Here is a 20,712-nt window from a genome sequence, read left to right as displayed (position 1 = left end):
CGATCATGACGACATTGGCCGAAGGCACCATCATCGACGGCGCGCCCGCATTGGCCGCATCCGAACTGGCCGAAAGGCTGGCGGAACTGCCTGACTGGAGCCTGACCGAAGGTGGCAAGGCGATCCGGCGCGAATGGCGGTTCAAGAATTTCCGGCAGGCCGCTGCTCTGGTCAATCTGGCCGCATGGCAGGCCGAGGCCGCAAACCACCATCCCGACATCGCCTTTGGCTGGGGACAGGCCACGGTCACGTTCACCACCCATTCTGCCGGGGGCGTCACCATGAACGATCTGACCATGGCGGCCCGTCTGGACCGGGCGGCGGGTTGACTGCCGCGATCACGGGCTGTTGCGGTCGGATCGCCCGCATCCGGCAAAATGCCGCGTTGTTTGGTGGTCGGGGACCCTTGCCGGGTCGGGCTGGCTGTGCCTTAAGATCGCTAAGCGCATAAGCCTCGGCGGCCGTCACGTTGCCGTGGCAGACAAGTTCTTGTTTGGATCAATGATTGATGAGGGCGTCGAATGGCGGTGAGACCGGGCAGGTGGCTTGACCGGAAATCCCGTGAGCGCGCAATGCGCCAATGGGCCGAGATGGCGGAAAGCGTCGAATTCATGGCGCATGGCCGTATCCGCGGACTGGCGGATGAGGCCCATGCCCTGCGCGCCAGCCTGAACCGTTTCCTGATGCGGGGCGACCGCAAGGCCTCGATTTCGCGCGTGGCGCTGGATGCGTTGGATCTGCCCGGCGGGACGGACTGGCGCTGGCGTCCGGGCTTCATGGCCGGCCACATCACGCCGCGCGGGGTTGCAGTCCCCGAGCCGGGCACACGGCTGGGGGATCGGGCGGCGGTCTGGCACGATTGCAACGAACGCGCCATGATCCTTGAGCAGGTGCAGAACCCCCGCGCGACCGATCTGTCGCCCTTTGGTATGCGGCTTGAGGTCTTTGGCTTCACCGGCAGCTTCCTGTCGATCTCGATCGACCTGCCGACCGAGGCGCTGGAGGGGCTGACCCGCAACCATATCCTGCGGCTGGAAACGACGCTGGTGCTGGAGCGTCCGCTGAACGTCTATGCCCGCCTGAACATCGGCCACGGCCCGAATACCGACGAGGTGCTGCAGCATCTGCACGGGCTGGAGGCCGGGTTGCAAAGCCAGCGGGTGATCGAGTTCGATCTGGCCTATACCGAGATGAACGAGAAGCGGCTTGAGAAGATCTGGCTGGACCTGATCTTTGAATCTCCCGGCATGAGCGCGGTCGAAATCCGCGAGTTGTTCCTGTCCCGCCATTTGCGGGCCGATTTCTGACGAGGCCAAGTTGGACAGATTTGAATCTCTGGGACTGAAAAGCGGCATCTGGCAGGGCATCCTGCGCCGCGAGACTGCACCCGTCCGGCTGGTACTGGTGCATCTGGGCGAACGCGTCGGCGAGGCCCGCGTGACGACCGGCGACGAAGAGGGCAGCTGGCGCATCGCCGCCGCCATTCCTTCGCAGAAACTGTCGGACGGCGTGCAAAGCTTCATCCTGATGGAGGATGAGGGCAAGGAAGGCGAGGCCCTGCAGCCCGGCGCCTTCCATCTGGCCTCGCTCAACATCGTTGCCGGGCGGCAACTGGATCACGACCTGCGCGCCGAGATCGTCCTGCTGCGCAGTGAACTTGATCTGGTCAAGCGCGAGCTGCGCCGCATCGCGCTGGGGAATTAAGGCCGCGCCCAGTAGCTGTAGGCGCCGATCTCGACAAAGCCCAGCCGGTCGTACAGCGCCCGTGCGCCGGTATTGCCGCGACTGACGGCAAGGCCCATTCGCGCGGCCCCGTTGGCGCTGGCCCAATCTGCCGCGGCCCGGATCAGGTGGCTTGCCAGCCCGCGACGCCGGAACTGCGGCGCGACCTCGACTGCATGGACCATCGCGACATCGCCCGCGATCGCGACGAAACCCGCCCCCGCCGCGCGGTCGTCGATCCGCCCCAGAATCGAGGTATGGGGACCATTCACGCGTTCCATCACCGCCTGCCGTTCGGCCGAGATGTTCCCGGCCGCCCACAGGTCGCGCTGCATCGCAATCGGCGGCCAGATGGCAAAGGCGGTCATTGGCGGCAACTCACGCGTCAGCGCGGCGCAGTCGATGGCCATGACGGCGGTCGGGGTTTCCTGCCGGTAGCCGCGGGCCAGCAGCGCCTCGCGCAGCGTCAGATCGCTGTCGGGCATCCGAAACATCGGTCGCTGGTCCCAGTGGTGATGGACGGCCTCGGCGGCGTCCAGATCATCAGGGTTCCAGTCCGGGCGCAGGGCGATGGTCGAGCTGACCCGCCCGCCCGCGCCAAGGCCGCGTCCGGTCCTGAATGCACCGCTGTCCCGATATTCCGCCGCTGGCCATGTCACCTCGAAGGCATGGGCGGCGGCGGTATCCGGGGTCACAGGTCTAGCCTTTGCTTCAGCGCGGCCATCGCCTCGGCGACGCGCGTGGAATCAAGGCCGCGGATCACCAGGTTGGTGCCCCAGCCCGACGGGTCCTGAAACGGGTAGGAGCCCAGCGACAGATCCGCGAATTCCTCGGCCACGGCCTTCAGCCCCTCGGCCACGTCGCTTTCGCCACGCCGCACAAGGATGGTGTCCGACTGAACCGGCGATCCGCCCGGCAGTTGTGGGATCAGCCAAGCGACCATGCCGCGGAACACCTCGGGGACACCGGCCATGACATGGGTATTGCCGATCGAGAAGCCCGGCGCGCCGGAAACCGCGTTGTCGATCAGCTGGGCGCCGACGGGAATACGGGCCATGCGCAGGCGATTCTCGGTCAGCTCGGTTCCCATCCGGTCGCAGCGCGCCTGCAGGATGGCGCGGGCCTCGGGGTGGATTTCGACCGTGGTGCCATGCGCCTCGGCCACGGCATCGGCAGTGATGTCGTCATGCGTCGGCCCGATCCCGCCCGAGGTGAACAGCAGGTCATAGGCCCCGCCAAGGCTCTTGTCGAAAGCGCGGATCGCGGCGACGATCTGGGCATTGTCATCGGCCACGACGCGGATTTCGCGCAGGTCGAAGCCGGTCGCGGACAGCACCCCGGCCAGATGATGGGCATTGCCTTCGCGTGTGCGGCCGGAAAGGATCTCGTCCCCGATGACAAGGATGGCGGCGGTAGGATTGTCGGAATGCATGGGACGCTCCTCGGGCGTTCATTTTCTCGCAACAATCTATAGGTCCGCGCGCGGGACTGGAACAAGTGGCCCTGCGGGACTATCTGTGGGGCAACCATGCATGAGGAAAAGATGAACGACGCACGCCAGACCCGCGAGGGTATCCGTATCCATGAGCCTCAGGAGTTCGAGGGCATGCACGCGGCCGGGCGGCTCGCGGCGCAGATCCTTGACGAGGTCGGGCCGCTGGTCCAGCCCGGCGCCACGACCGGCGCGCTGGATGATTTCATCCGTAACCGTGTCGAGGAATTGGGCGCGGTCAGCGCGACCATCGGCTATCGCGGCTATCAACATGCCAGCTGCATCAGCGTGAACCATGTCGTCTGCCACGGTATTCCGGGCGAGAAGCTGCTGACCGAAGGCGACATCCTGAACATCGACGTGACGGTGATCGTCGACGGCTGGTATGGCGACAGCTCGCGCATGTATGTCGCGGGCAGGCCCAGCGTTAAGGCCAAGCGCCTGATTCAGGTGACCCATGACAGCCTGATGAAGGGGATTGAGGCCGTGCGCCCCGGCGCCACCTTCGGCGATATCGGCTACGCCATCCAAGCCTATGTCGAAAGCCAACGCATGTCGGTGGTGCGCGACTTCTGTGGTCACGGTCTGGGCCGGGTCTTCCACGCGCCGCCGAACGTCCTGCATTTCGGTCGTCCCGGCAAAGGCCCGGTGCTGGAGGAGGGCATGTTCTTCACCATCGAACCGATGGTCAATCTGGGTCGCCCGGAAACCAAGGTTCTTGCCGATGACTGGACGGCGGTCACCCGCGACAAGTCGCTCTCGGCCCAGTTCGAGCATTCGATCGGCGTGACCGCCGATGGGTGCGAGATATTCACCCTTTCGCCCGCCGGTCTGTTCTACCCCGATTACAATTAAGGTCGCGGCTGACGATTTCGTAGCTGAAAGACCCAATGCGGGCGTGCCGAGTGGCGCGCCCGTTTCCGTTTCACGGCTTGCGGATGGTGTCGCCGGTGCGGAAAGTCGGGGCCAACGCCACGATGCCGTTTTCGGGCGCGGCTTCCTTGCCTGCGACGATGCGCGCGGCGCGACGCCCGATCTCGACCCGGCGGGCATCGGTGGTGGTCAGACGCATGGGCAAGCCGTCCAGCAGCTCCACCGCGTTGAAGCCCGCAAGCCCCAGTTGGCCCGGAACATCGTAGCCCTTTTCAAGGCACCACAGCAGCCCGCCCGCACCGATCATGTCATTCGAGAAATACAGGAAATCCAGATCGGGCTCGCGGGTCAGGATGCGCTCGGTCAGTTCGCGCCCCTTTTGCAGCGACGACCCGCCCTGATAGTATTCCCTCGCGGCCAGCAGGACGCCGGACTGGCCCAGACGTTCCTCGAACCCGGCCAGACGTTTGCGGGCGCGATGGTCCTCGGGCATGTGGGTGCCGATGAAGCCGATGCGGCGATAGCCGGACTTCAGGATCTCCTCGGCCATCTCGGCTCCGGCCCGCCGATGCGAGATACCGACAGCAGTGTCGATCGGATCGCCGTCGATATCCATGATCTCGACCACCGGCAGTCCGGCATTGTCCAGCATGGCGCGCGCGGCGGCGCTGTGTTCAAGCCCGGCCAGGATCACCCCCGAGGGCCGCCATGACAGCATGTCATACAGGACCGCATCCTCACGCGAGGGGCTGTAATTCGTGACCCCCACCACCGGTTGCAACCCGGTATCGTCCAACTCGGCCGAAATCCCGCCCAGCACGTCGGGGAAAACCATGTTCGACAGCGACGGGATGACGACTGCGACAAGGTTCACCCGCTGGCTGGCCAACCCGCCCGCGATCTTGTTGGGAACATAGCCCAGCGTGCGGGCCGCGGTCAGAACCTTCTCGCGCGTCGAGGCCGACACGTCCCCGCGGTTGCGCAGGACGCGGCTGACGGTCATCTCGGAGACGCCCGAGGCTTCCGACACATCACGCAAGGTCAGGGGACGGCGGGGTTTTTTCATATTATGACTTTTCCGGCACGCAATCCTGTTACCGTTATCGCGTCTGGCCCTTCGCGGCAAGCTTGCCAATCCCGCTGGATGCGGGCAAAAGAACCTCCGGCGGCCCCGTGGCTCAATTGGATAGAGCAGCCCCCTCCTAAGGGGCAGGTTACAGGTTCAAGTCCTGTCGGGGTCACCATAAAAATCAGTCACTTACGCTGGAGCTAAGGAGCTTTGTGTCTCTTAGGTGTCTCGAATGGCGTTTACGCGAGGGTGTCCGTGAATGCCAGGATCAGGTACTAGCAGCGCTTGGGATCAGAACGAAGGGATTCGAAAACTTCGGACGCCCCCCTTGTGCGGCGGCAATCGCAACTGTCCCAGTCCCCCGGCATACGGCCGATCTCGTAATCGTCGACGACTTGAGGTAAGGGATGTAGGCTTTCACCTACAAGCCGGATGACTATGCTCCACGATCAACATCTCGACGCACGCGGCACCCTGTGCCCGATCCCGGTAATCAAGGCGAAGAAAATGCTGGAAAAAATGTCAGTTGGGCAAAGGCTGTTGATCGAGACGACTGATCCCGTTGCGCAAATCGATATCCCGCATATGTGTCAACAGCTGAAGTTCACCCTATTAGAGGCCGCCGACATTGCCGGCGGCCACAAATTCTTGGTGCAAAAATAGTCGGCTATTTTGCTGACCATGACTGGACCTTGCGGGCCGCATTGTCGTTGCGCCTTTTTACGTAGGCTTGGCCCGTGGAAAGGGTGGCAAGATTAGCCCCGCGACCAAGAATGCGTGCTGCAGCCTTTGAAGGGGCATTTGTCGAGAACGCGGCAACGAGCCCCATCTCGCTCAAGAAGTCATCTTCTTCGCCGCTGAAATCGTCGGGACTTTGTGAGATCAGCATGACCGCACCACCCTTTGACCGGCTCATGCGTACTAGGTTGGACAAGGAAGGTAGGCGGGAGCCAAGAATCCGATGGGCCTCATCGATCATGGCAATGATCCGCATCCCCCGACTTCCGTCTTCCGCCACCGTAGTGTCAGGCAGGCTGTTAAGATACTGGTCGAGTGCGTCCAAGACGAGGTTCACCACGATTGACCGACTCTCCTCCACCACATGTGGAGGGAGCTTGATGATCCACGACCGAGTGAAGAATTCTTCAGGTGAGAGTTCTGGCGTGAACAATGGGAACCGGCAGACTTCGCGAGCGGCAGCGATAGCGCCGTCCTCCTTCATCTCCCGCTCCGCGTAAACGTTCATCAGCTCTGTCTGAAAATCATCTAACTCGCAGGGCGTACTAGAGCGTAGCGCGCGCGAGGCAGCTTCGTAAACCGCATCCCTCTGCTTGTCGCCGAGTCGGGCGCCCTTAAGCCTTGAGAACGATTCCCGGAAGCGGGATGCACTCTGCGAAAGGTCAATGTCGTCGCGAGAACGAAGCGCCAGCACATCAAGCGGCACGGGCATCCGCGGCGGCTCAATGACAGTCGCGTCAAAGAGTTGCTCAAGATGATAGCCGCCGCCCGATTCGTCAGTTGCGAGGTCGCCCTTGAAGTCAAAGGCGATAACCGGAAGCGGGGCCGCCTTGCGGAGGGCACGGAGAATGGAAACAGCCGTTCTGGTTTTACCGGAGCCGACGCCGCCCATTAGTGCGCTGTGAGGAGAGCAACCGGCTCCATTCAGAACCCATTCGATCTCAGCACCGGTACTTGCTTCTGTCGAAATTTCCCCCACTGGAACGGAGAGCAGACCACTGCTGGCGAAGGCTTTGCTGCGATGTTGTCGGTCATGCAGCCTCATTCTGCCGGAAAACGGTAGCTCGGCATGCTCAACAAGCGTGCGGACAAACTTGGAGATGTCTTCGCTGCTTTGCTTCCAGTCCGAGTCTAATAGTGTAAGACCGCGTCGCCAGTGCGCGGCAACAGCGGCGACAAGTGCACGCAGATCGTAATCTTGCTCAGGCCTGTGCTGAACAATGAGCGCGATCCAAGATATCAGATCTCCGCCAGTTCCGAAGAAGGTGTCCCCCTTGATCGTCTTGCCCCAGTCGGACTCAGAAGAGATCGGTTCTGGAGGCGATGCCACCCCTAAGGAGCGCGACAGGGCAAGACGGGCTGGCAAGTAACGCTTCTTCATACCAAGGCGCTTCATGAACTCCGAATTGAGCTCATCAGAGGCCTCGTCGGTACGGAAATTGGCTCCGGCGACTTCTACGATGGAAAGAGTCACGGACGGTCTCCGTTGCTGAAATAGCCTTCGGTCACGGATGAAACGCCGATGTCACCGACTCGCTCAAAGGACACAAGATACTTCTTCTGCACGTGCGGTTCTATCGCGTCCAAGTATTCGCCGACCACCTCCGTGTTTGTTGTTAAAAGAATTACCTGATGTCCGCGCTGAACAAGATGCCGTAAAACTCCGTTCCTGTGTGCAACATCGAGTCTACCCAGCGGAGTATCGATTACCATTGGGAATGAACGCTTTGAAACCGACGCGACGGCTGAAATAAGCGCCTGAGTAAAGATCTGCTTTTCACCAGCCGACAGATCAAAGTTTCGCAAATCTACTCCTTGCGAGTTCAACAACCGAACTTCGCAATCCTCCGTTATCTCGATACGGTTCACTAAGTCCTTCTTGTGCGCCATCGAGTGATGCGCGTCCGTCATCGCCTTAGCAACAGCATAGATCTGGCTGGGCACCGCCTGCGCAACAACGCTATCCACCATTGACGCGACTTTCAACGCGCGGCTTGCCCGCCGTAGGGATGGCTTCGCTTGATCCCACTGACCAGATAATTTCGACAACTCAGCGTTCTTTTTCGTGACGTCCGATTCGTAGACTACGACCTCTCTGCGTAAAGCGCCAAGTTCTTGGTCAACTTCGCTCAAACGACTATTTACCGCGTTAAGATCGTTTTTCTTCTTGTCAATGTGAGGGGTGATCGTCTCTGTTCGCGTAATTTCCTGCTGCAGTTTGTAAAGGGCATCTTCATCCGCAGAGATCTGGTCTAGTAGTTCGACAACCTGAGGCGCGCCAAGCTCTTCTAGCGAGTCGATCTTTTCAATGACTTTCACTCTGTCAATTTCGTTAAGATATGAATGGGAAATTTCCTCTGCCATGCCGCCCGGCGGCGGGCTCCAGAGTGACTCCCAAGCCTCTCGCGCGATCGAGACGATTGCGTCCCTTTGTGTGTTATCCAAGTGAGGCTGAATACGATCCAGTGAGCCGCGCACACTTTCTACATATCGCTCTAGGTTGGTGTCGCCCTGCTGGCGCCCAGCAATCCATTTTTCACGGATGATCTCACCCTGAAGGGCCTTTTTCAGTTGTTCACGCAGCCCTCGACCCGAAAGGGCAAGCGCTATGTCCTGGGCCAGCAAAATTTCGAGTTGAGACTTTCCATCTTCTACGCTTCGCTGAAGGCGGTTAAGCTTCTCATATTGCTCCTGAAACTGAGCTTGTGAGCCGGCCCCGAAGCTTGCCAGTTCGCGGGTTAGCTTCTCGCGTTGCTCCTTCAGGCTCGCATGATCTGGCTCGAGTTCCAAAATCCGGTCGGATTTCTTCCCTTTTTGAAAATTGAGATTGTCAAGTTCGAGTTCGATACGCTCGATTGTGTTGTCGCTGACGTTATTAACCTCGCTCTTCCTCACCCGCGCATAGGCACGGAGGTCTTGGGCGAGTTCACGTAAAACGGGGATTCCGAGAAGTCCCTCGATACCCGATCGCACTTGCGCCGCCATCTCGCGCTCGGCAAATGCGCTCACCTGTTCTCCATCGAACAGGAAGAATGCGGCGAGGTAGTAAGGCAAAAAACGCTTCGCGATATAGTCTCGGTACCATTCGAGGTCATCGCCGTCGTCTGCGGCCCGAGGGCCAACCACCTTCTTTGTCGTACCCTCGTATATTCTTACCTCTTCGTCTGCGGCCTTGTACTGCCCGCGCTCGCTGAAATACCATACTCTCTGGATTTCGATCTCTTCATCATCGTCCACGAACGTTAGTTTTACTGAACATGAACTCCGCCCAGCATCCGTTGCCCCGCGATGTAGCGCTTTTTCTAGGAAGTTTTTGTATGATGTCGCCAAGCGCTGTTTGTCATCGCTGGCAAAAGGTGATCTAGCAACTAGAGGTAAACCACTTTGACCAAATAGGCCGAGAACAATTGCCTCAAAGAGCGATGTTTTACCGTATCCATTTTGGGCGCCGATCAGAACGATGTTGCGGTTTTTGGAAGGTTCCGGAAAGTCAAAAGAGGCAATAGCGTATGCCTTCCAGTCCCGCAAAACGATGCTCTTGAGGTACATTAGACTTAGTCTCCCATCTCGATGCGATCCAGAATATCATCGAACTGGTCCCAGAGGCCTCTCTTCTTCTGCTTGCCTGTTTGATCAACTTCGGCTTGCACCAAGTCGACGAACTCTTGAAAAATAATCCTGTTCTCGATGCATTCGTCCCTTACCAGAGATCTGCCTTCGGGGTTGTCAAGCAACACAACGACATTTTGAGTCATGGCTTATCCTTCTTAATAGTGTCGACAGTCGCGCTGGCCTGTCTAGACGCATTTGCTGTGAGTTCTTCTGACCAGAGCCTTTTAATCTCTTCAATCTCATCAATGGAAATCAGCTCTACATCGATCCCACCTTGAATGCTCAGAAGCCTATCCAAGATCTCTTGTCTGGCATCCATAGTGAAGGGGCCCGGCACATAGGTTCCTGTACTAGTGATCGTGATCGTTCCATTCCGACGGCGTGCTTGTCGCTTCTTCGGGTCGTTTCGGATTGATACGAGCCAATCGCGGAAGTCGAGTAGGACGCCAAATTCCTCGAACCCTGACTCTACGAAGCCCTCAAGGCTGCGATCTTTATCGACAACCGTGCACGTCCAGCAGCCGAAGCGTGACGACGAACTGCCGCATGATGGCGCATCAGATTTCTGGGTGACGACGGGACATTCTCCGCCACCCGCGTCTCTGTACAGCTTGATAAGCTTGCGATGGTCACCACCCCAAGGTGCGTCATTCTGGCCCAGGTATTCCCACACATCGTCCGTCGTTAGTTCTACGATCGGTCGAAATACGAGGCACCCGACAAGATCGTTGTGGCGATTCAATCTCTCGCCGTTATCATAGCGCTTAACAGATGCTGCTCGGGTTGAAGATTCACTTCGACGGACGCCGAGCAGCAGAATCACATTCTTAGCTTCTTCGATACGGGACTTTATGTACGCGCTTGTTGGTTGGATCTTCATTCGGTCAGTACACCACCGGAAAGTCCGATTTGGCGAGGGATATCCGCGGCCGATAAGGTTCACCCAAAAAGTTTGGGAAATTGCCGGCCGGGTAATGGTAGTCCGAACTGGCAACCTTAGGGCATGCGCTCCGTCTCTGATCTGATCAATACTGTGGGCTATGTGCTTGATAATCAGAGGGCTCTCTACGAGCGTGTCATTCGAAACGATATGTACTTCGCGTTTCCTCTGACTCTTTGGGAGCGCGAGGAGAACGTTAAAGACGAGGTGAGCAACGAGAGTGCTGTCTTTGCCGCCAGAATAGCCAATTACCCAGGGGTATGAGTGCGGTTGGAGATATTCGTCCCGTATCTCTGCTTCGATGACACGGATCGCCTCTTCGAGCGAAGCGTCCGCAAAGTCATGCAGTCGGAGGTCGTCCATTGGACACTACCTATCTTGTTCTTGCTGTCGAACTTCTCAAGTCGCACGCCATGGGTCAATCCACAATGGGTTCCGGCGGGCTTCCAGGGGCTGGCGCCCCGCGTTTTTTGAGTGGATCCCTGAACCCTATTGCCGCGCCATCGCAGCGTCTTGGTTACGAAATTGGCGGCTGGAAACCGAGGTTGGATACGGTTTGCGCAGTCAGGGTCGGCAGGATTGCCAGCCGTTCGGCCAATGGCAGTTCTCCCATGCTCGGATCCAGCAAGGCGGTCATCACTGGGCGGGTCAGTGCCGCGAACCGATGCGGCGGGCGGTAGAGGTGAGGGACCCGTCCATGCAGCCGGATGAACCTCCCCTCGGCGCACGGGCGTGGAAGCGGACCAGAATCGTCTCATCCATCACCGGGGCCAACACGGCCTCGGCCAGATGCGGCAGGGCCAGATCCTCGGCGGCAAGGGCGGCAAGCGGATCGGGGCGGTTCATTGTCAGGCGGCCTTTCGCAGTTCATCGCGGGACCGGGCGAGGGCCGCCTGGGCGATGCGTTGGGGACAAAGTCCGCCCAAGAGGACCGGCCCCATGTGGGCTTGGCTGGCGGTGCGGATCACACGGCTCAGCTTGGCCACCTGCAGGGGCGTCAGACCCTCGCGGATGAACTGGACCACCCGGACCAGCGTGGCCGGCCACAAGAGCGGCCCTTCCAGCTTCACCAGCCAATCCATGTCCTCGGGGGACAGAACCTGTTGATACAAGTCCCCGAGGATTGTTTCCGGCTCACCGCCGCGACCAGTTGCCGGGGGGCGGAAGGGATCAGCGCGAGGGGGCCGAGGGCGCCGGACGCCAAGGCCTGCACCCGGACAGGGGCCGGAAGTGCCAGATCGGGCATCGGGATGAACTCCCTGCCGCCCTCCGGCTCTGCATGGGTGGACGCGCGCAAATCGTCGGTCTTGGTGAAGCCGTATTCCGTCAACGCCACTGCAGTGGCAGCGGATTTCATTGGACGTCCTCCCAGATGGCCGCGGCCGATTGGTCCAACTCGCGTTGCGCGGCCTGTTGACGATGGTGGCGGGCATTGTTCTGGGCGCGCTTGCGATCCTCGATCTGTTCCCGGGTCAGGTTACGGACCAATTCGGGCTCGGAATCCGGCGGCAGGTCCTTCAGGGCGAGGGAAAGGCCCGGCGTGACCCGGTGACGGGCGAGGATCTTCCACTTGGGACCCGTCCAGCGCCAACGTGGCTTCGGTAGCGATGCGCAGCAGGTCGTCCATTGCTTAGAACCGCTCGGCGTGGTCCTGTTCCACCGCCAGCCGGTTCGCCAGCGCCCGCAACCGCTCGGTCAGTTCCTCGGCTTGGGGCTGGTCCAGTTCGGGGCCGAACATCTTGGCGGTTTCCAACTGGGAAGTGGTGACCGCGGCCAGTTCCACCAGCGGGCCAGATCCCTCGAAAACCTCCCCGGATATGGCATCCGCCGCGGCGGTCAGTTGCGCGGCCACGGCCGCCTGACCGTCATAGATCTGGGTCACTTCGTCCCGCATTTCATGCAGGGCCGCCAGCCGGAATTCAGCCTCGGGGGCCGGCAGCTTGGCCACCTCCGACAGGAAGGCCTTGGCGGTGGTTTGCGCCAGCTTCATGGCCCGGTTCGGGACGGACAGGCCAAAGGTGACCGTGCATTTCCGACCGTGATGGTCGGAACCGGGACTTTACGGGCTAGCATGGCGGCGCCTCTTTGGATGGGGGTGGATCGCGGGGGACTGGGACAGGCCAGCGGCAATCGCCCGGCAAACGGGCGGCCTTGCGGTCTTGGTTGTCGGCATCCGGTCGCGCTGCATTGCGCTTCCCCCAATCGCTGATGCCAGAATCATGGGGCCGGGGCCGGGATGGTTAAATATCACATTTTTATCAACGATTTGAGTAGATACAGTCGCTGGTTCTTTGTGGAGGCTACCTTGAGTTTTTCGAGTCAGGTTCAAGGACTTGGACGCGGTAATTGCCACGGGAGGGGTGGTGATCGGCAGTCGTTTCGGGCGGTCTTTTGCAGTTTTCCCAGGGCCGCTTGTGCGGACTTTCCGGCGCCGGGTCGTGGTCGGTGAACAGCACCAGCCCGCCAAACGGCGGCTGTCACCGCAAGCCGGGCGGACAGGCCACGGGCGGCACTTGACCGGTGCCGGCCGGCCATGGGTGGGGGATCGGTGCGGATCGGACTGGCCGAAGCCGGGTTGGGGCGAAGGTCAGCGCCGGTCAAGCCGGGTTTGGCGGTGACCAGAATGCGGCCCCACAGCACGGAAACGGCCGGGAAAAACGGCCGTTCAACCGCCGGTGCAACGATTTCAGACGGGAAATTCTGTTGCGAGGTTCCGGGCGCGGTGTTCGGGGATCCGGGTTGCATTTTGCACCATACCCCCCGGGGTCGCGGCCCCCCGGGGCAACCGGGGGTTGACCAGCGGGTTCGGTCGCGGCCGAGGCCGTGCGGATCGCGGGTGGTGGGCTGGGGTCAGTCGCTCGGACCGGGCCACCGGCCCAGCCGGCCAGCCGGTCCGCGCGCCGCGCCGTGCGATTACCGCAACGCGGATGCGATCATTCGCAACTGGGGGCAGGAGGGGCGCCCCACCCCCTACCCCTCGGGCCGGGGGGTGGGGGTGACTGCAGCGGCGGGCGCGGGCTGGTCGGTCGGCCAGCCGGGACCACCGGGTGGGGGCGTCCCGTAGGCGGTGCGCCGGGTGGCCTTGGGTCAGGGGTTCGGGTGCCGGCGGGGTCGTTCGGTGTGGGATGGGCCCGCGGCGACTCTGTGCGGGCGCTGTGTGGCCTTTGTGCGAGGTCCGGCTAGGGTGATGGCCGGGAAGGCACAAGAGTCACCAGCGGCCCGGAAAAACGGGGCGCGGCGTTCAGAGGCCGTCGAGCTTGGCCGGGATCTCGGGGCTGTTGGCGCGCGCATCCGCGATGGCGTTCAACTCGGCATCTTCGATCCGGTCCAGCATGGCCTCATATTCCGCGGCCGGGACGCAATAGAATGCCGGGTCCGCGGCGTCTGGGGGCAGAATGGCGACGGCCGCGCCACCGCCGGACGCCACGGTTGCCAGCGGGTCGCGCGGCAGGTCGGCAAGGCTGGCGGAGGTGGGGGTCATCGGAACCTCGGGTGGTGTCTCGCGGTATGGATACCACTTGCCGGTCAGGGGCGCACCACCCGGTCCGCCGGGATCGGACGGACACGCAGGTTGCGCCGGAAGGGGCGCGGCAGTTCCCGGGTCTGGATCAGGCCGAGGCGTTCCAGTGCCGCGGCGGCGAGGTCCGGCGGGGTGATGGCAAAGCGTCGGACCAGTCCGGGATCGAAGCGCAGGGCGGCGAAGGCAAAAGGGCCGGGGTGGGCGGTCCAGACCAGCCCGGCCCGGGCGGCCTCATGGTCCAACCATTGCAGGGCGTGGAAGGTGGGCAGGACGGAATACCAGCGCACCGGGTGGCCGGTCAGGTCGCGGACGGTGGCGCAGCGGGGATCCGCCAGCGGGGCCGGCGGGTCCAGTCCGAAGGTCCGGGGGGCGAGGTGCATGGGCGCGGTTCTTTCGGGCGGTGGGGGCCAGTCTCGGCCCGAGGCAAGCCGGCGCGCAAGTCCTTCAGGCAACCCGCCCCGTGACCTGCAGGTAGGCCAGCTTGTTCGCCAACAATCGTTCGGCATCGGCAGTCATCGCCCAGAAATCTGCCGCGGTCCGGTTGCACCGATCTATCGCCGCGGACAGGTTTGCCGCTTGCCGGCCGGCCTCGGCTTGGACCGCCAGAAGGTCCATCCAGATCCGTGGAAGGACGAATGCGGGTTCTGGCAGGGCAAGCAAGCCCGAGGGCGGCGGGATCGGGTCGGCCCATTCGGGAATGGCGTCTCGGCGGCAGATCATCAGGTCGTCACCGCCCGGCCCGGGGCGGGTCCGTTGGGCAAGGACATAGGCGGCAGGATCCAGCCCGTTGGCCGCCAGTGCCTCGGCCATCGGGCGCACGGCCCCGACTGTCGGCAAACCGGTGTCCGGGTCCTTCCAATTATCGAAAGCCCGCTTGGCGGTGCTAAGGGACGGGAGCAGGCCAGCACCCACGAAGCCGGCGGGGCTAAGGACGATGACCGGTCGGGTGGTCAGGGCCTCGGCCGCCAGCTCCAGAGGTGGTCTGGCGGGCCGGCGGAGTTGCTTGCCGGTTGCGCTTGTTCTAAGGCCTTTCGCCCCCTTGTCCGAGATTAGGCCATTTGGCGTCATGCCCAGTAAAGGGGCTCCTTTACTGGCGATGACGCTTTTTGGCCTAATCTCCAAAAAGCCCGCTGGAAGGCCACCCCCCGCCGACACCAGCCCCCGGAATCTGGACCAGTCCGGGCCCCGCGCGTCCGGGCCGGAACCCGTGTAAAAACTGGCCTCTTCGCCATTTTCCAACTTCACCAAAATCTGTTTGCGCTCGGGCAGGCTGGCGTCCAGCCACGCCTCCAGATCGGCAAATTCACGTTGCGCTTGCCGCAATTCCACGTCCCAGACCAGTGGCAGCACTTTCCGGGCCAGTTCCGGGCCAGACGGTATCGCCCCGGTCAGGGCCAGCGTCTCGGCCAGCCGGTCGCGTCTGCCCACCTCGGCCCAGTCCAAAACCTCGTCCACAGTTATGTCCGCCGGCACGTCTGTCAGCAGGTCGATGCGCTTGGCCTCGGTGTTGTGGACCAAGCGCAACCGGTCCGCGGCCTGCACCACTTCGGCTTCCCGGATCTGTTCGAACTCCCGCGCCGCCCACGGGTCGGGATGGGTCAGCGTGTCGCTGCCCTCGGGCTGGCCGTTGCGCTTGCGGATGTTCTGCACCTTGCGCTCCCATTCCTCGGCCGGCGTGAACCCGTCCCCGGCACGGGCCGCCAGTGCCCGCGCGTTCGCTTCCAGTTCCCGTAGGGACGGGGTCACCTGTCCGACCACCACGGCCACTTTGCGGTCTTGCCAATGGTTCTTGCCGCGCAGCGCATTGAAATGCCCGAAGGCCACGCCAGAACCTTCCAGCAGCTTCTCCAACTGGACCCGGACTTGCTTGGCGCAGAAAACCACGTCCGCCCTCACCCTGCGGATATAACCGGCCACCAGCCGTGCTTGCGGCGATATGCCGTCTGCATCCTTGTCCTTGTCAAAGCGGGTCTTGCCGAACCCGCCGCCGATCACCTGATGCACGATTGCATTGCGCTCGGTCCGGGCGTCCACCACCTCGCAGGGCCCGCCCAAGGTCAGCCGGGTCACCTCTGGATCCGCCGAACCGTCCAGCAAGATCACCGGCACCTCGGCATGAAACAGCGGCCGCAGGAACGCTGCCCGCACCCAAGGCCCGCGGCGGCCTTCCGTGTCCCCGGGCGCTTCCGGATCCGTCTGGACCGGGTCCAGCCAGACGTTGACCCCGGGCCGTATGGAAAACTCTCCTGATGCGTCCCCGTCGCGGATGAGGGCGTCCAGCAGCACCCCCGCCCGCCGCGCCAGAGCGGCGCGCATCAACTCCCCGCCCGTCGCGTCCAACTCCGCCCGGGCGGCCTTCACCACCTCGCGCAAGGCCTTGTGGCGGACTCGGTCCAAGCCTTCCTGCATGTCGGCCACCTGCCCTTTGCCGATATGGTGTGGGACCTCCCAGCCGGGTTGGTCCGTTCCGAAGTGGCGCTGCAGGAAATGCCCCAAGGCCCGGACACCCTTGCTCTTGCTGGTCGCTAGTTCCCCGGCGTCGGCATCGTTGAACGCCACCCGTTCGGTAAAATCGCCGGGCCGTTCATCCACCACGATCAGGTCCGGCGCGATCGGCTCCAGATCCGCCTCCGGCAAACCGGCCAGCAAGGGCGCGTGAAGGTGGGCGTGGGTGCCGAAGATCACCACGCCCGCCCCGGACAGCGCCGCCTGCCGGATCCCCGCCACCTGCCTAAGATAGGCGCAGCCCACGCGGTGCCGGCAGGTCTTGCATAGCAGTTCCGGGACCGACCCCCCGAGGCGCGCCACTTGCTCGGCCAGTCCCCCCTCGCGGCACAATGGCTCACCATCGGACGCTGCCGGATCCACGGCGGCGCGCCCCTTCAGCAGCATCCCACGCGCCCCGACCCCCGAGTCCAGCCGGGCCGCCTCGTAATCGCCGCAGGCCTGCCCCGCCAGTTCATGGGTGGGGAAGGCCGCCAGAACCACCTTGCCAGCCTGCCCGTGCAACTGGCCGGGTTGCGCGTCCCCGCCGAACAGTTCCCGGGTCTTGCCGGACCCCTGCGTGGCCCGGACTAGTAACCTCCCGTCTGGTCGGGCGAGGAAAGCTGCCAACCCATCGCGGATCCGCCGGGCGGCTTCGTCCCGGGGCAAGGACGGCGGCGGGTAGCGCGGCGGCTCCCCGGGCGGGACCACCGGCCGGCGCGGATGCCCGGAGAAGGTGAATTTCTTTTCGATCCCGCCATGGGTCAGGATTGCCGGCGCCCGGAATCCCTTGTTCCAGATCAGCGAAGCCCGGTCCCGGTAATGTGTGTCCCCAAGGTGGCCGGGGTGCCAGATGGTGATCGGTTCCCCGCCCTTGCGGATCATGGTCCGGGCTTCCCGCCCGGTGATGGGGGACCCGTCCGGCAACAGCAATTCGTCCTCGTCGTATATCGCCCCGCCTTCCAGCCAGTCGTGCAACCGGCGTTCGGCTTCCGCACGGCTGATCCCCTTGGCCATGTGTCGGGCGATGTAGGCCGCATCGGCCCGTTCGTTATGGGCGTCGATCTTCGGTCGCAACATCCCGCGCAATTCTTGTTCGGTATCCTTGGCCGCCTTCCGTTCCGCGGGCGTCGGATCCGGGATCCCTGCCAGCAGCGGCGCGTCCGGGTTGAACAGCGACCAGTCCCGGTCTTGCGTCAGGCCGTCCCGCAAGAGCGGCGCGGTAAAGTCCGGTTGCATGGGCCGGGCCAGCATCTGGTCGGCCACCGAACGGACCAGAAAGCTGGTGTGGTGGCCCTCGACGGCGTTGGACAGAAACCCCAAGGCCCCCACCCGGCGGGCCAGTGACCGGACGTGCAGCAGGTGTAACAGCCGGGGAACGTCCGCCCCGGAAGCCACCCCGATGTCCAGCCGGAAAGTCGTGGCAGGCTTCACCAGCGCACCGTCTGGGCCGATGATCCCGCCCGAGGATGACGCGTAGCCGAAGGCAGGGAATGGTCCCAGATCGGACAGCAGGTCCGCCACGGTGGCAAACAGTTCGGCCGGGGTTTGTGGCGACACCTCTCCGAAGATGGCCAGTCCCTGGGTTTCATCCTCGTTGCGCTTGTCGAAATCCACCGGGCAGATGGCGGCGTGGTCTGGGTCGAACCGGGTGGTTTTCTTGTTTCTGGCGTATGTTTTACCCGCTCCCCTTTCCAGACGGTTTCCGACAAGGCCCGGATTCCATGTCCCGGCAATCAGCATCACGTCTGGCCCCGCCTCGCGGCGCCATGCGACATAATCCCGGAAGTTGTCAAAGTCCCAATTGTGCAGCACTCCGTTGGGATCGTAAGGAACATGCGTCCCGCCCTTCACCAGCGCCCCGCCTACCCAGTCGAATCTCTTGCCTACGTCCAAGGCCTCGCCTTGGCGCTGGTGGCGGATCCCGGACCGGCGGATGGTTCTAGGCGTCTTGCGCATCGTTTCCCCTCGGCGGAGTTGCCGATTGATTGCGGAGCGGACGATGCTAGGATGGCCTGTGCAAACCCCCAGCGCGGTCCGCACCGCTTGGTTTCCATCAGGCCTCGGGTTTGCCCCCCGGGGCCTTTTCCTTTTCTAAACTAGCGCCCTGTAACGCGAGGCGACTGCGTCCCGGGCTATCCTTGCGCCCGGGAATCCCTCGGCCGAAAACGTCCGGGGTGCCTAGCGCCGTTGCTTCGGGGGATCTGTCCGGGTTACATTTCCGGGACGAAATCAGCCGGTTGCAGCGGCGGTTTCTCTCGCGGTCGTCCGTTTGCCCGGGCGGCCGCTTCCTTTTCAGCCTAGGGCCACCTGACAGCCCGCGGCAAGCGCAATTGCAGGTGGGCTTCGATCCCATTCACGGGTCGTAGACCAGCGCAGTATGGAGAGCAGTTCACGGCGCATCGTCGGCCGTGGTCCATTTTTGCGCGAAACGCCGAAACCGCGTGACTAACTCGTTTCGCTAGGCTTTCTTTGGCGAAGCGACGTGCAGAACTGGGGGGGACGCGTGGTCTGGGTTTCTATAATTCTTGCTTCATCCATACTGGCTGTAATCGGTGGCGGGCTTTTGAATAGGTGGCGCACCAATAAAGGCATTGGCTGGCAGTTCATCCGCTTCAACGTGATAGCACTGGGCCTTCCCATTACCGCACTCTTGGCGCTGAATAATTGTCTCACGGGTGAGGCCGCCACAATCTTGGCCGGGGCCATGGGGTATGCCTTCGGTAAGCCCAGTGAGAGCGACACGACAGGCACCTGACATCGCACATCGTCCATCAGCCCGGTTCCGCGATGACCACGGCCGTGCCCGAGGCAACCAGCATGACCATGGACCCGCCGGTGGACAGTTCGACATAGTCTAGATCCACCCCCACCACCGCATTGGCCCCGATCAAGTGGGCCTCGCGGCGCAACTCGTAAAGCGCAGTCTTGCGGGCGTCCCGCATGGTCTTTTGCACGGCCTCGGACCGCCCCCCGAAAAAGTCCCGGGCGCTGGCGAACAGGTCCTTGAATATGTTCATGCCAAATGCGCATTCGGCGGTCACCACGTCCAACCGCTTGACCACCCGCAGGTCGGACGCGGTTTCCGTGGTCAGCAGCACCGCCCGGATTTGGCTTTCCCGCTCAGCCGCCTTGCGTTCGGCCTCGGCCTTGTCGGCAGCCGCTTTAGCCCGCGCTGCCTCGGTTTCCGGATCAGTCCCGAATGCCTGTTTGCGGCTGCAGTCCGCACAGCGCCCGCCGATACCCTCAAAGATGCTTATCTTCTTTCGGCAGTCGATACACGCGGCCATGGATCATCCTTTCAATGGGTCAGGGCGACAATGACGGCCGAGGGCAGCGCGAAGGCGACCAGCATCACTTGCCCACCCCTTTTAGCCTTCCTGGGGGAGAAATGAACGAACGTGCGTAACAAGGTCGGCCAGAACCTCACTGGATATGGTGGTGTCACCATCCGGGGCGTGGACCATCACGAGATAGGGTTGGTCCTTGCCGTTTTGAGCGACGATCCACTTGATCGCTTCTAGCAGGTTGGGGAATTGTTCGTGCCCAATCCATAGGGCGTCGGCACTCCGGCCAAGGGGTGTGACCGACACTTGGTCATCGGCGTGATCGTCAAAAAGATCGGCAGACAATGGTAGCATGCAGTTCATCCTTTCAATGGAGCAGGGCAGCAATGACGGCCGAGGCCAGCCCGAAGGCCACGACAAAGCCCAGCACGAACCGCAAGGCGTTCTGGCCGGCCGTGGGCGGGGGCATCACCTGCACGTAGATCCGCAGCACGGGCGGGGCAGGTTCCGGGACCGGGGTTGGCCGGTCCTCGGCTTGGGGGTGCCGGTTCGGGTCCGCCGCGATCCGGCGCAACAGGTCCAGACTGTCGGTCATCGCTCCCCCTTCCGCGTGAGCCTTCCGTGCAAATTGCCCGCAAGGCGGGGGATCCGTCAATCATCGGTCTGGGCGCCGGCGCGTCCTTCCAGCCAAGCCTGCCAGTCGCGCAACAGGACGTAATTGCGGCGCCCGATTTGAAACACCCGGGGACCGCGCCCGGCCGCCTTTTCTGCTTGGTAGGTGGATAAGGGCAGGTCCAGTTCCGCCACCAGTTCGGTTTCCGGGGCAGCGTAGCGCGGGCGCAGCCCGCAGGTCAGGGCTTCGGCAATCCGTTCAAAGCGGTCGTCCAGCGCTGCGTCCAGTTGGGTGGTCATGGGGTCGGGCTCCTATTCTGTCCTGACCACCCTAGCAGGTGGGTTTGGCACCCAGCTTGGCAC

The 20,712-nt window shown here is 62.6% G+C and carries 22 protein-coding genes and 1 tRNA gene; 6 read left to right on the top strand and 17 right to left on the bottom strand.

Annotated features, from left to right (window positions below; genetic code table 11):
• Positions 1–5 precede the first annotated feature (5 nt).
• The 3 genes from IB235_RS05320 to IB235_RS05310 all read left to right on the top strand — a co-directional run bounded on the left by IB235_RS05320 (position 6) and on the right by IB235_RS05310 (position 1,704).
• A complete protein-coding gene (locus IB235_RS05320) occupies positions 6–329 on the top strand; it encodes a 4a-hydroxytetrahydrobiopterin dehydratase (RefSeq protein ID WP_192335958.1) in 324 nt (107 codons plus the stop codon).
• Positions 330–521: 192 nt separating this feature from the next.
• Complete coding sequence (locus IB235_RS05315) at positions 522–1,307, top strand: DUF6478 family protein (RefSeq protein WP_155042310.1); 786 nt, start codon at positions 522–524, stop codon at positions 1,305–1,307.
• 10 nt (positions 1,308–1,317) lie between these two features.
• The gene (locus tag IB235_RS05310) at positions 1,318–1,704 is read left to right on the top strand and encodes a hypothetical protein (protein ID WP_192335957.1); all 387 of its coding nucleotides are present in this window, start codon (positions 1,318–1,320) and stop codon (positions 1,702–1,704) included.
• Here IB235_RS05310 and IB235_RS25790 read toward each other — a convergent pair.
• Both IB235_RS25790 and IB235_RS05300 read right to left on the bottom strand, forming a co-directional pair.
• Positions 1,701–2,417 (bottom strand): GNAT family N-acetyltransferase, encoded by a 717-nt coding sequence (locus tag IB235_RS25790; protein ID WP_192335956.1) that lies wholly within the window; start codon positions 2,415–2,417, stop codon positions 1,701–1,703. The genes IB235_RS05310 and IB235_RS25790 overlap by 4 nt on opposite strands.
• A complete protein-coding gene (locus tag IB235_RS05300; RefSeq protein WP_192335955.1) occupies positions 2,414–3,154 on the bottom strand; it encodes a molybdopterin-binding protein in 741 nt (246 codons plus the stop codon). Before IB235_RS05300 ends, IB235_RS25790 begins: the two co-directional genes overlap by 4 nt.
• Positions 3,155–3,265: 111 nt before the next feature.
• Here IB235_RS05300 and map point away from each other — a divergent pair, with 111 nt between their 5' ends.
• Positions 3,266–4,069: a type I methionyl aminopeptidase gene (map, locus tag IB235_RS05295; protein WP_155042307.1), complete on the top strand. Its 804-nt coding sequence runs from the start codon at positions 3,266–3,268 to the stop codon at positions 4,067–4,069.
• A 70-nt stretch (positions 4,070–4,139) separates the two neighbouring features.
• On the opposite strand, the gene IB235_RS05290 is transcribed toward map, so the two are convergent.
• Entirely contained in the window at positions 4,140–5,153 is a 1,014-nt protein-coding gene (locus tag IB235_RS05290) for a LacI family DNA-binding transcriptional regulator (RefSeq protein WP_155042306.1), read from the bottom strand.
• 101 nt (positions 5,154–5,254) lie between these two features.
• Between IB235_RS05290 and IB235_RS05285 the strand changes: the two genes are divergently transcribed.
• Together IB235_RS05285 and IB235_RS05280 are read left to right on the top strand one after the other, a co-directional pair.
• A tRNA-Arg gene (locus IB235_RS05285) sits at positions 5,255–5,331 on the top strand.
• 263 nt (positions 5,332–5,594) lie between these two features.
• Entirely contained in the window at positions 5,595–5,819 is a 225-nt protein-coding gene (locus IB235_RS05280) for a sulfurtransferase TusA family protein (RefSeq protein WP_225612076.1), read from the top strand.
• A gap of 4 nt (positions 5,820–5,823) precedes the next feature.
• On the opposite strand, the gene IB235_RS05275 is transcribed toward IB235_RS05280, so the two are convergent.
• From IB235_RS05275 to IB235_RS05210, 14 genes are all read right to left on the bottom strand, one after another.
• The gene (locus IB235_RS05275) at positions 5,824–7,368 is read right to left on the bottom strand and encodes a DndE family protein (RefSeq protein ID WP_192335953.1); all 1,545 of its coding nucleotides are present in this window, start codon (positions 7,366–7,368) and stop codon (positions 5,824–5,826) included.
• Complete coding sequence (gene dndD, locus IB235_RS05270) at positions 7,365–9,443, bottom strand: DNA sulfur modification protein DndD (RefSeq protein WP_192335952.1); 2,079 nt, start codon at positions 9,441–9,443, stop codon at positions 7,365–7,367. The genes IB235_RS05275 and dndD overlap by 4 nt, the downstream gene beginning before the upstream one ends.
• A 5-nt stretch (positions 9,444–9,448) precedes the next feature.
• On the bottom strand, positions 9,449–9,649 hold the full coding sequence (locus IB235_RS05265; RefSeq protein ID WP_192335951.1) for a hypothetical protein: 201 nt from the start codon (positions 9,647–9,649) through the stop codon (positions 9,449–9,451).
• Positions 9,646–10,809: a DNA phosphorothioation system sulfurtransferase DndC gene (gene dndC, locus IB235_RS05260; protein WP_192335950.1), complete on the bottom strand. Its 1,164-nt coding sequence runs from the start codon at positions 10,807–10,809 to the stop codon at positions 9,646–9,648. Before dndC ends, IB235_RS05265 begins: the two co-directional genes overlap by 4 nt.
• 285 nt (positions 10,810–11,094) lie before the next feature.
• Entirely contained in the window at positions 11,095–11,292 is a 198-nt protein-coding gene (locus IB235_RS05255; protein WP_192335949.1) for a hypothetical protein, read from the bottom strand.
• 2 nt (positions 11,293–11,294) lie between these two features.
• Positions 11,295–11,558 carry a hypothetical protein gene (locus IB235_RS05250; protein WP_192335948.1) on the bottom strand — a complete coding sequence of 88 codons (264 nt, stop codon included), beginning with the start codon at positions 11,556–11,558 and terminating at the stop codon, positions 11,295–11,297.
• Between the two features lie 518 nt (positions 11,559–12,076).
• Positions 12,077–12,436 carry a hypothetical protein gene (locus IB235_RS05245; protein ID WP_192335947.1) on the bottom strand — a complete coding sequence of 120 codons (360 nt, stop codon included), beginning with the start codon at positions 12,434–12,436 and terminating at the stop codon, positions 12,077–12,079.
• A gap of 1,251 nt (positions 12,437–13,687) precedes the next feature.
• Positions 13,688–13,927 carry a plasmid stabilization protein gene (locus tag IB235_RS05240; RefSeq protein ID WP_192335946.1) on the bottom strand — a complete coding sequence of 80 codons (240 nt, stop codon included), beginning with the start codon at positions 13,925–13,927 and terminating at the stop codon, positions 13,688–13,690.
• A 44-nt stretch (positions 13,928–13,971) separates the two neighbouring features.
• Complete coding sequence (locus IB235_RS05235; protein WP_192335945.1) at positions 13,972–14,346, bottom strand: hypothetical protein; 375 nt, start codon at positions 14,344–14,346, stop codon at positions 13,972–13,974.
• Positions 14,347–14,410: 64 nt separating this feature from the next.
• Positions 14,411–18,409, bottom strand: coding sequence for a hypothetical protein (locus IB235_RS05230; RefSeq protein WP_192335944.1), 3,999 nt, complete (start codon positions 18,407–18,409; stop codon positions 14,411–14,413).
• A gap of 815 nt (positions 18,410–19,224) precedes the next feature.
• On the bottom strand, positions 19,225–19,740 hold the full coding sequence (locus tag IB235_RS05225) for a YbjQ family protein (RefSeq protein ID WP_192335943.1): 516 nt from the start codon (positions 19,738–19,740) through the stop codon (positions 19,225–19,227).
• An 81-nt stretch (positions 19,741–19,821) separates the two neighbouring features.
• The gene (locus IB235_RS05220) at positions 19,822–20,091 is read right to left on the bottom strand and encodes a hypothetical protein (RefSeq protein WP_192335942.1); all 270 of its coding nucleotides are present in this window, start codon (positions 20,089–20,091) and stop codon (positions 19,822–19,824) included.
• A 13-nt stretch (positions 20,092–20,104) separates the two neighbouring features.
• The gene (locus IB235_RS05215) at positions 20,105–20,332 is read right to left on the bottom strand and encodes a hypothetical protein (RefSeq protein WP_192335941.1); all 228 of its coding nucleotides are present in this window, start codon (positions 20,330–20,332) and stop codon (positions 20,105–20,107) included.
• Between the two features lie 56 nt (positions 20,333–20,388).
• A complete protein-coding gene (locus tag IB235_RS05210; RefSeq protein WP_192335940.1) occupies positions 20,389–20,649 on the bottom strand; it encodes a hypothetical protein in 261 nt (86 codons plus the stop codon).
• Positions 20,650–20,712 lie beyond the last annotated feature (63 nt).

This window comes from Paracoccus sp. PAR01, assembly GCF_014851995.1.
In the GTDB taxonomy this organism is placed as follows: Bacteria; Pseudomonadota; Alphaproteobacteria; order Rhodobacterales; family Rhodobacteraceae; genus Paracoccus; species Paracoccus litorisediminis.
This window is presented reverse-complemented; position numbering and strand designations above follow the sequence as displayed.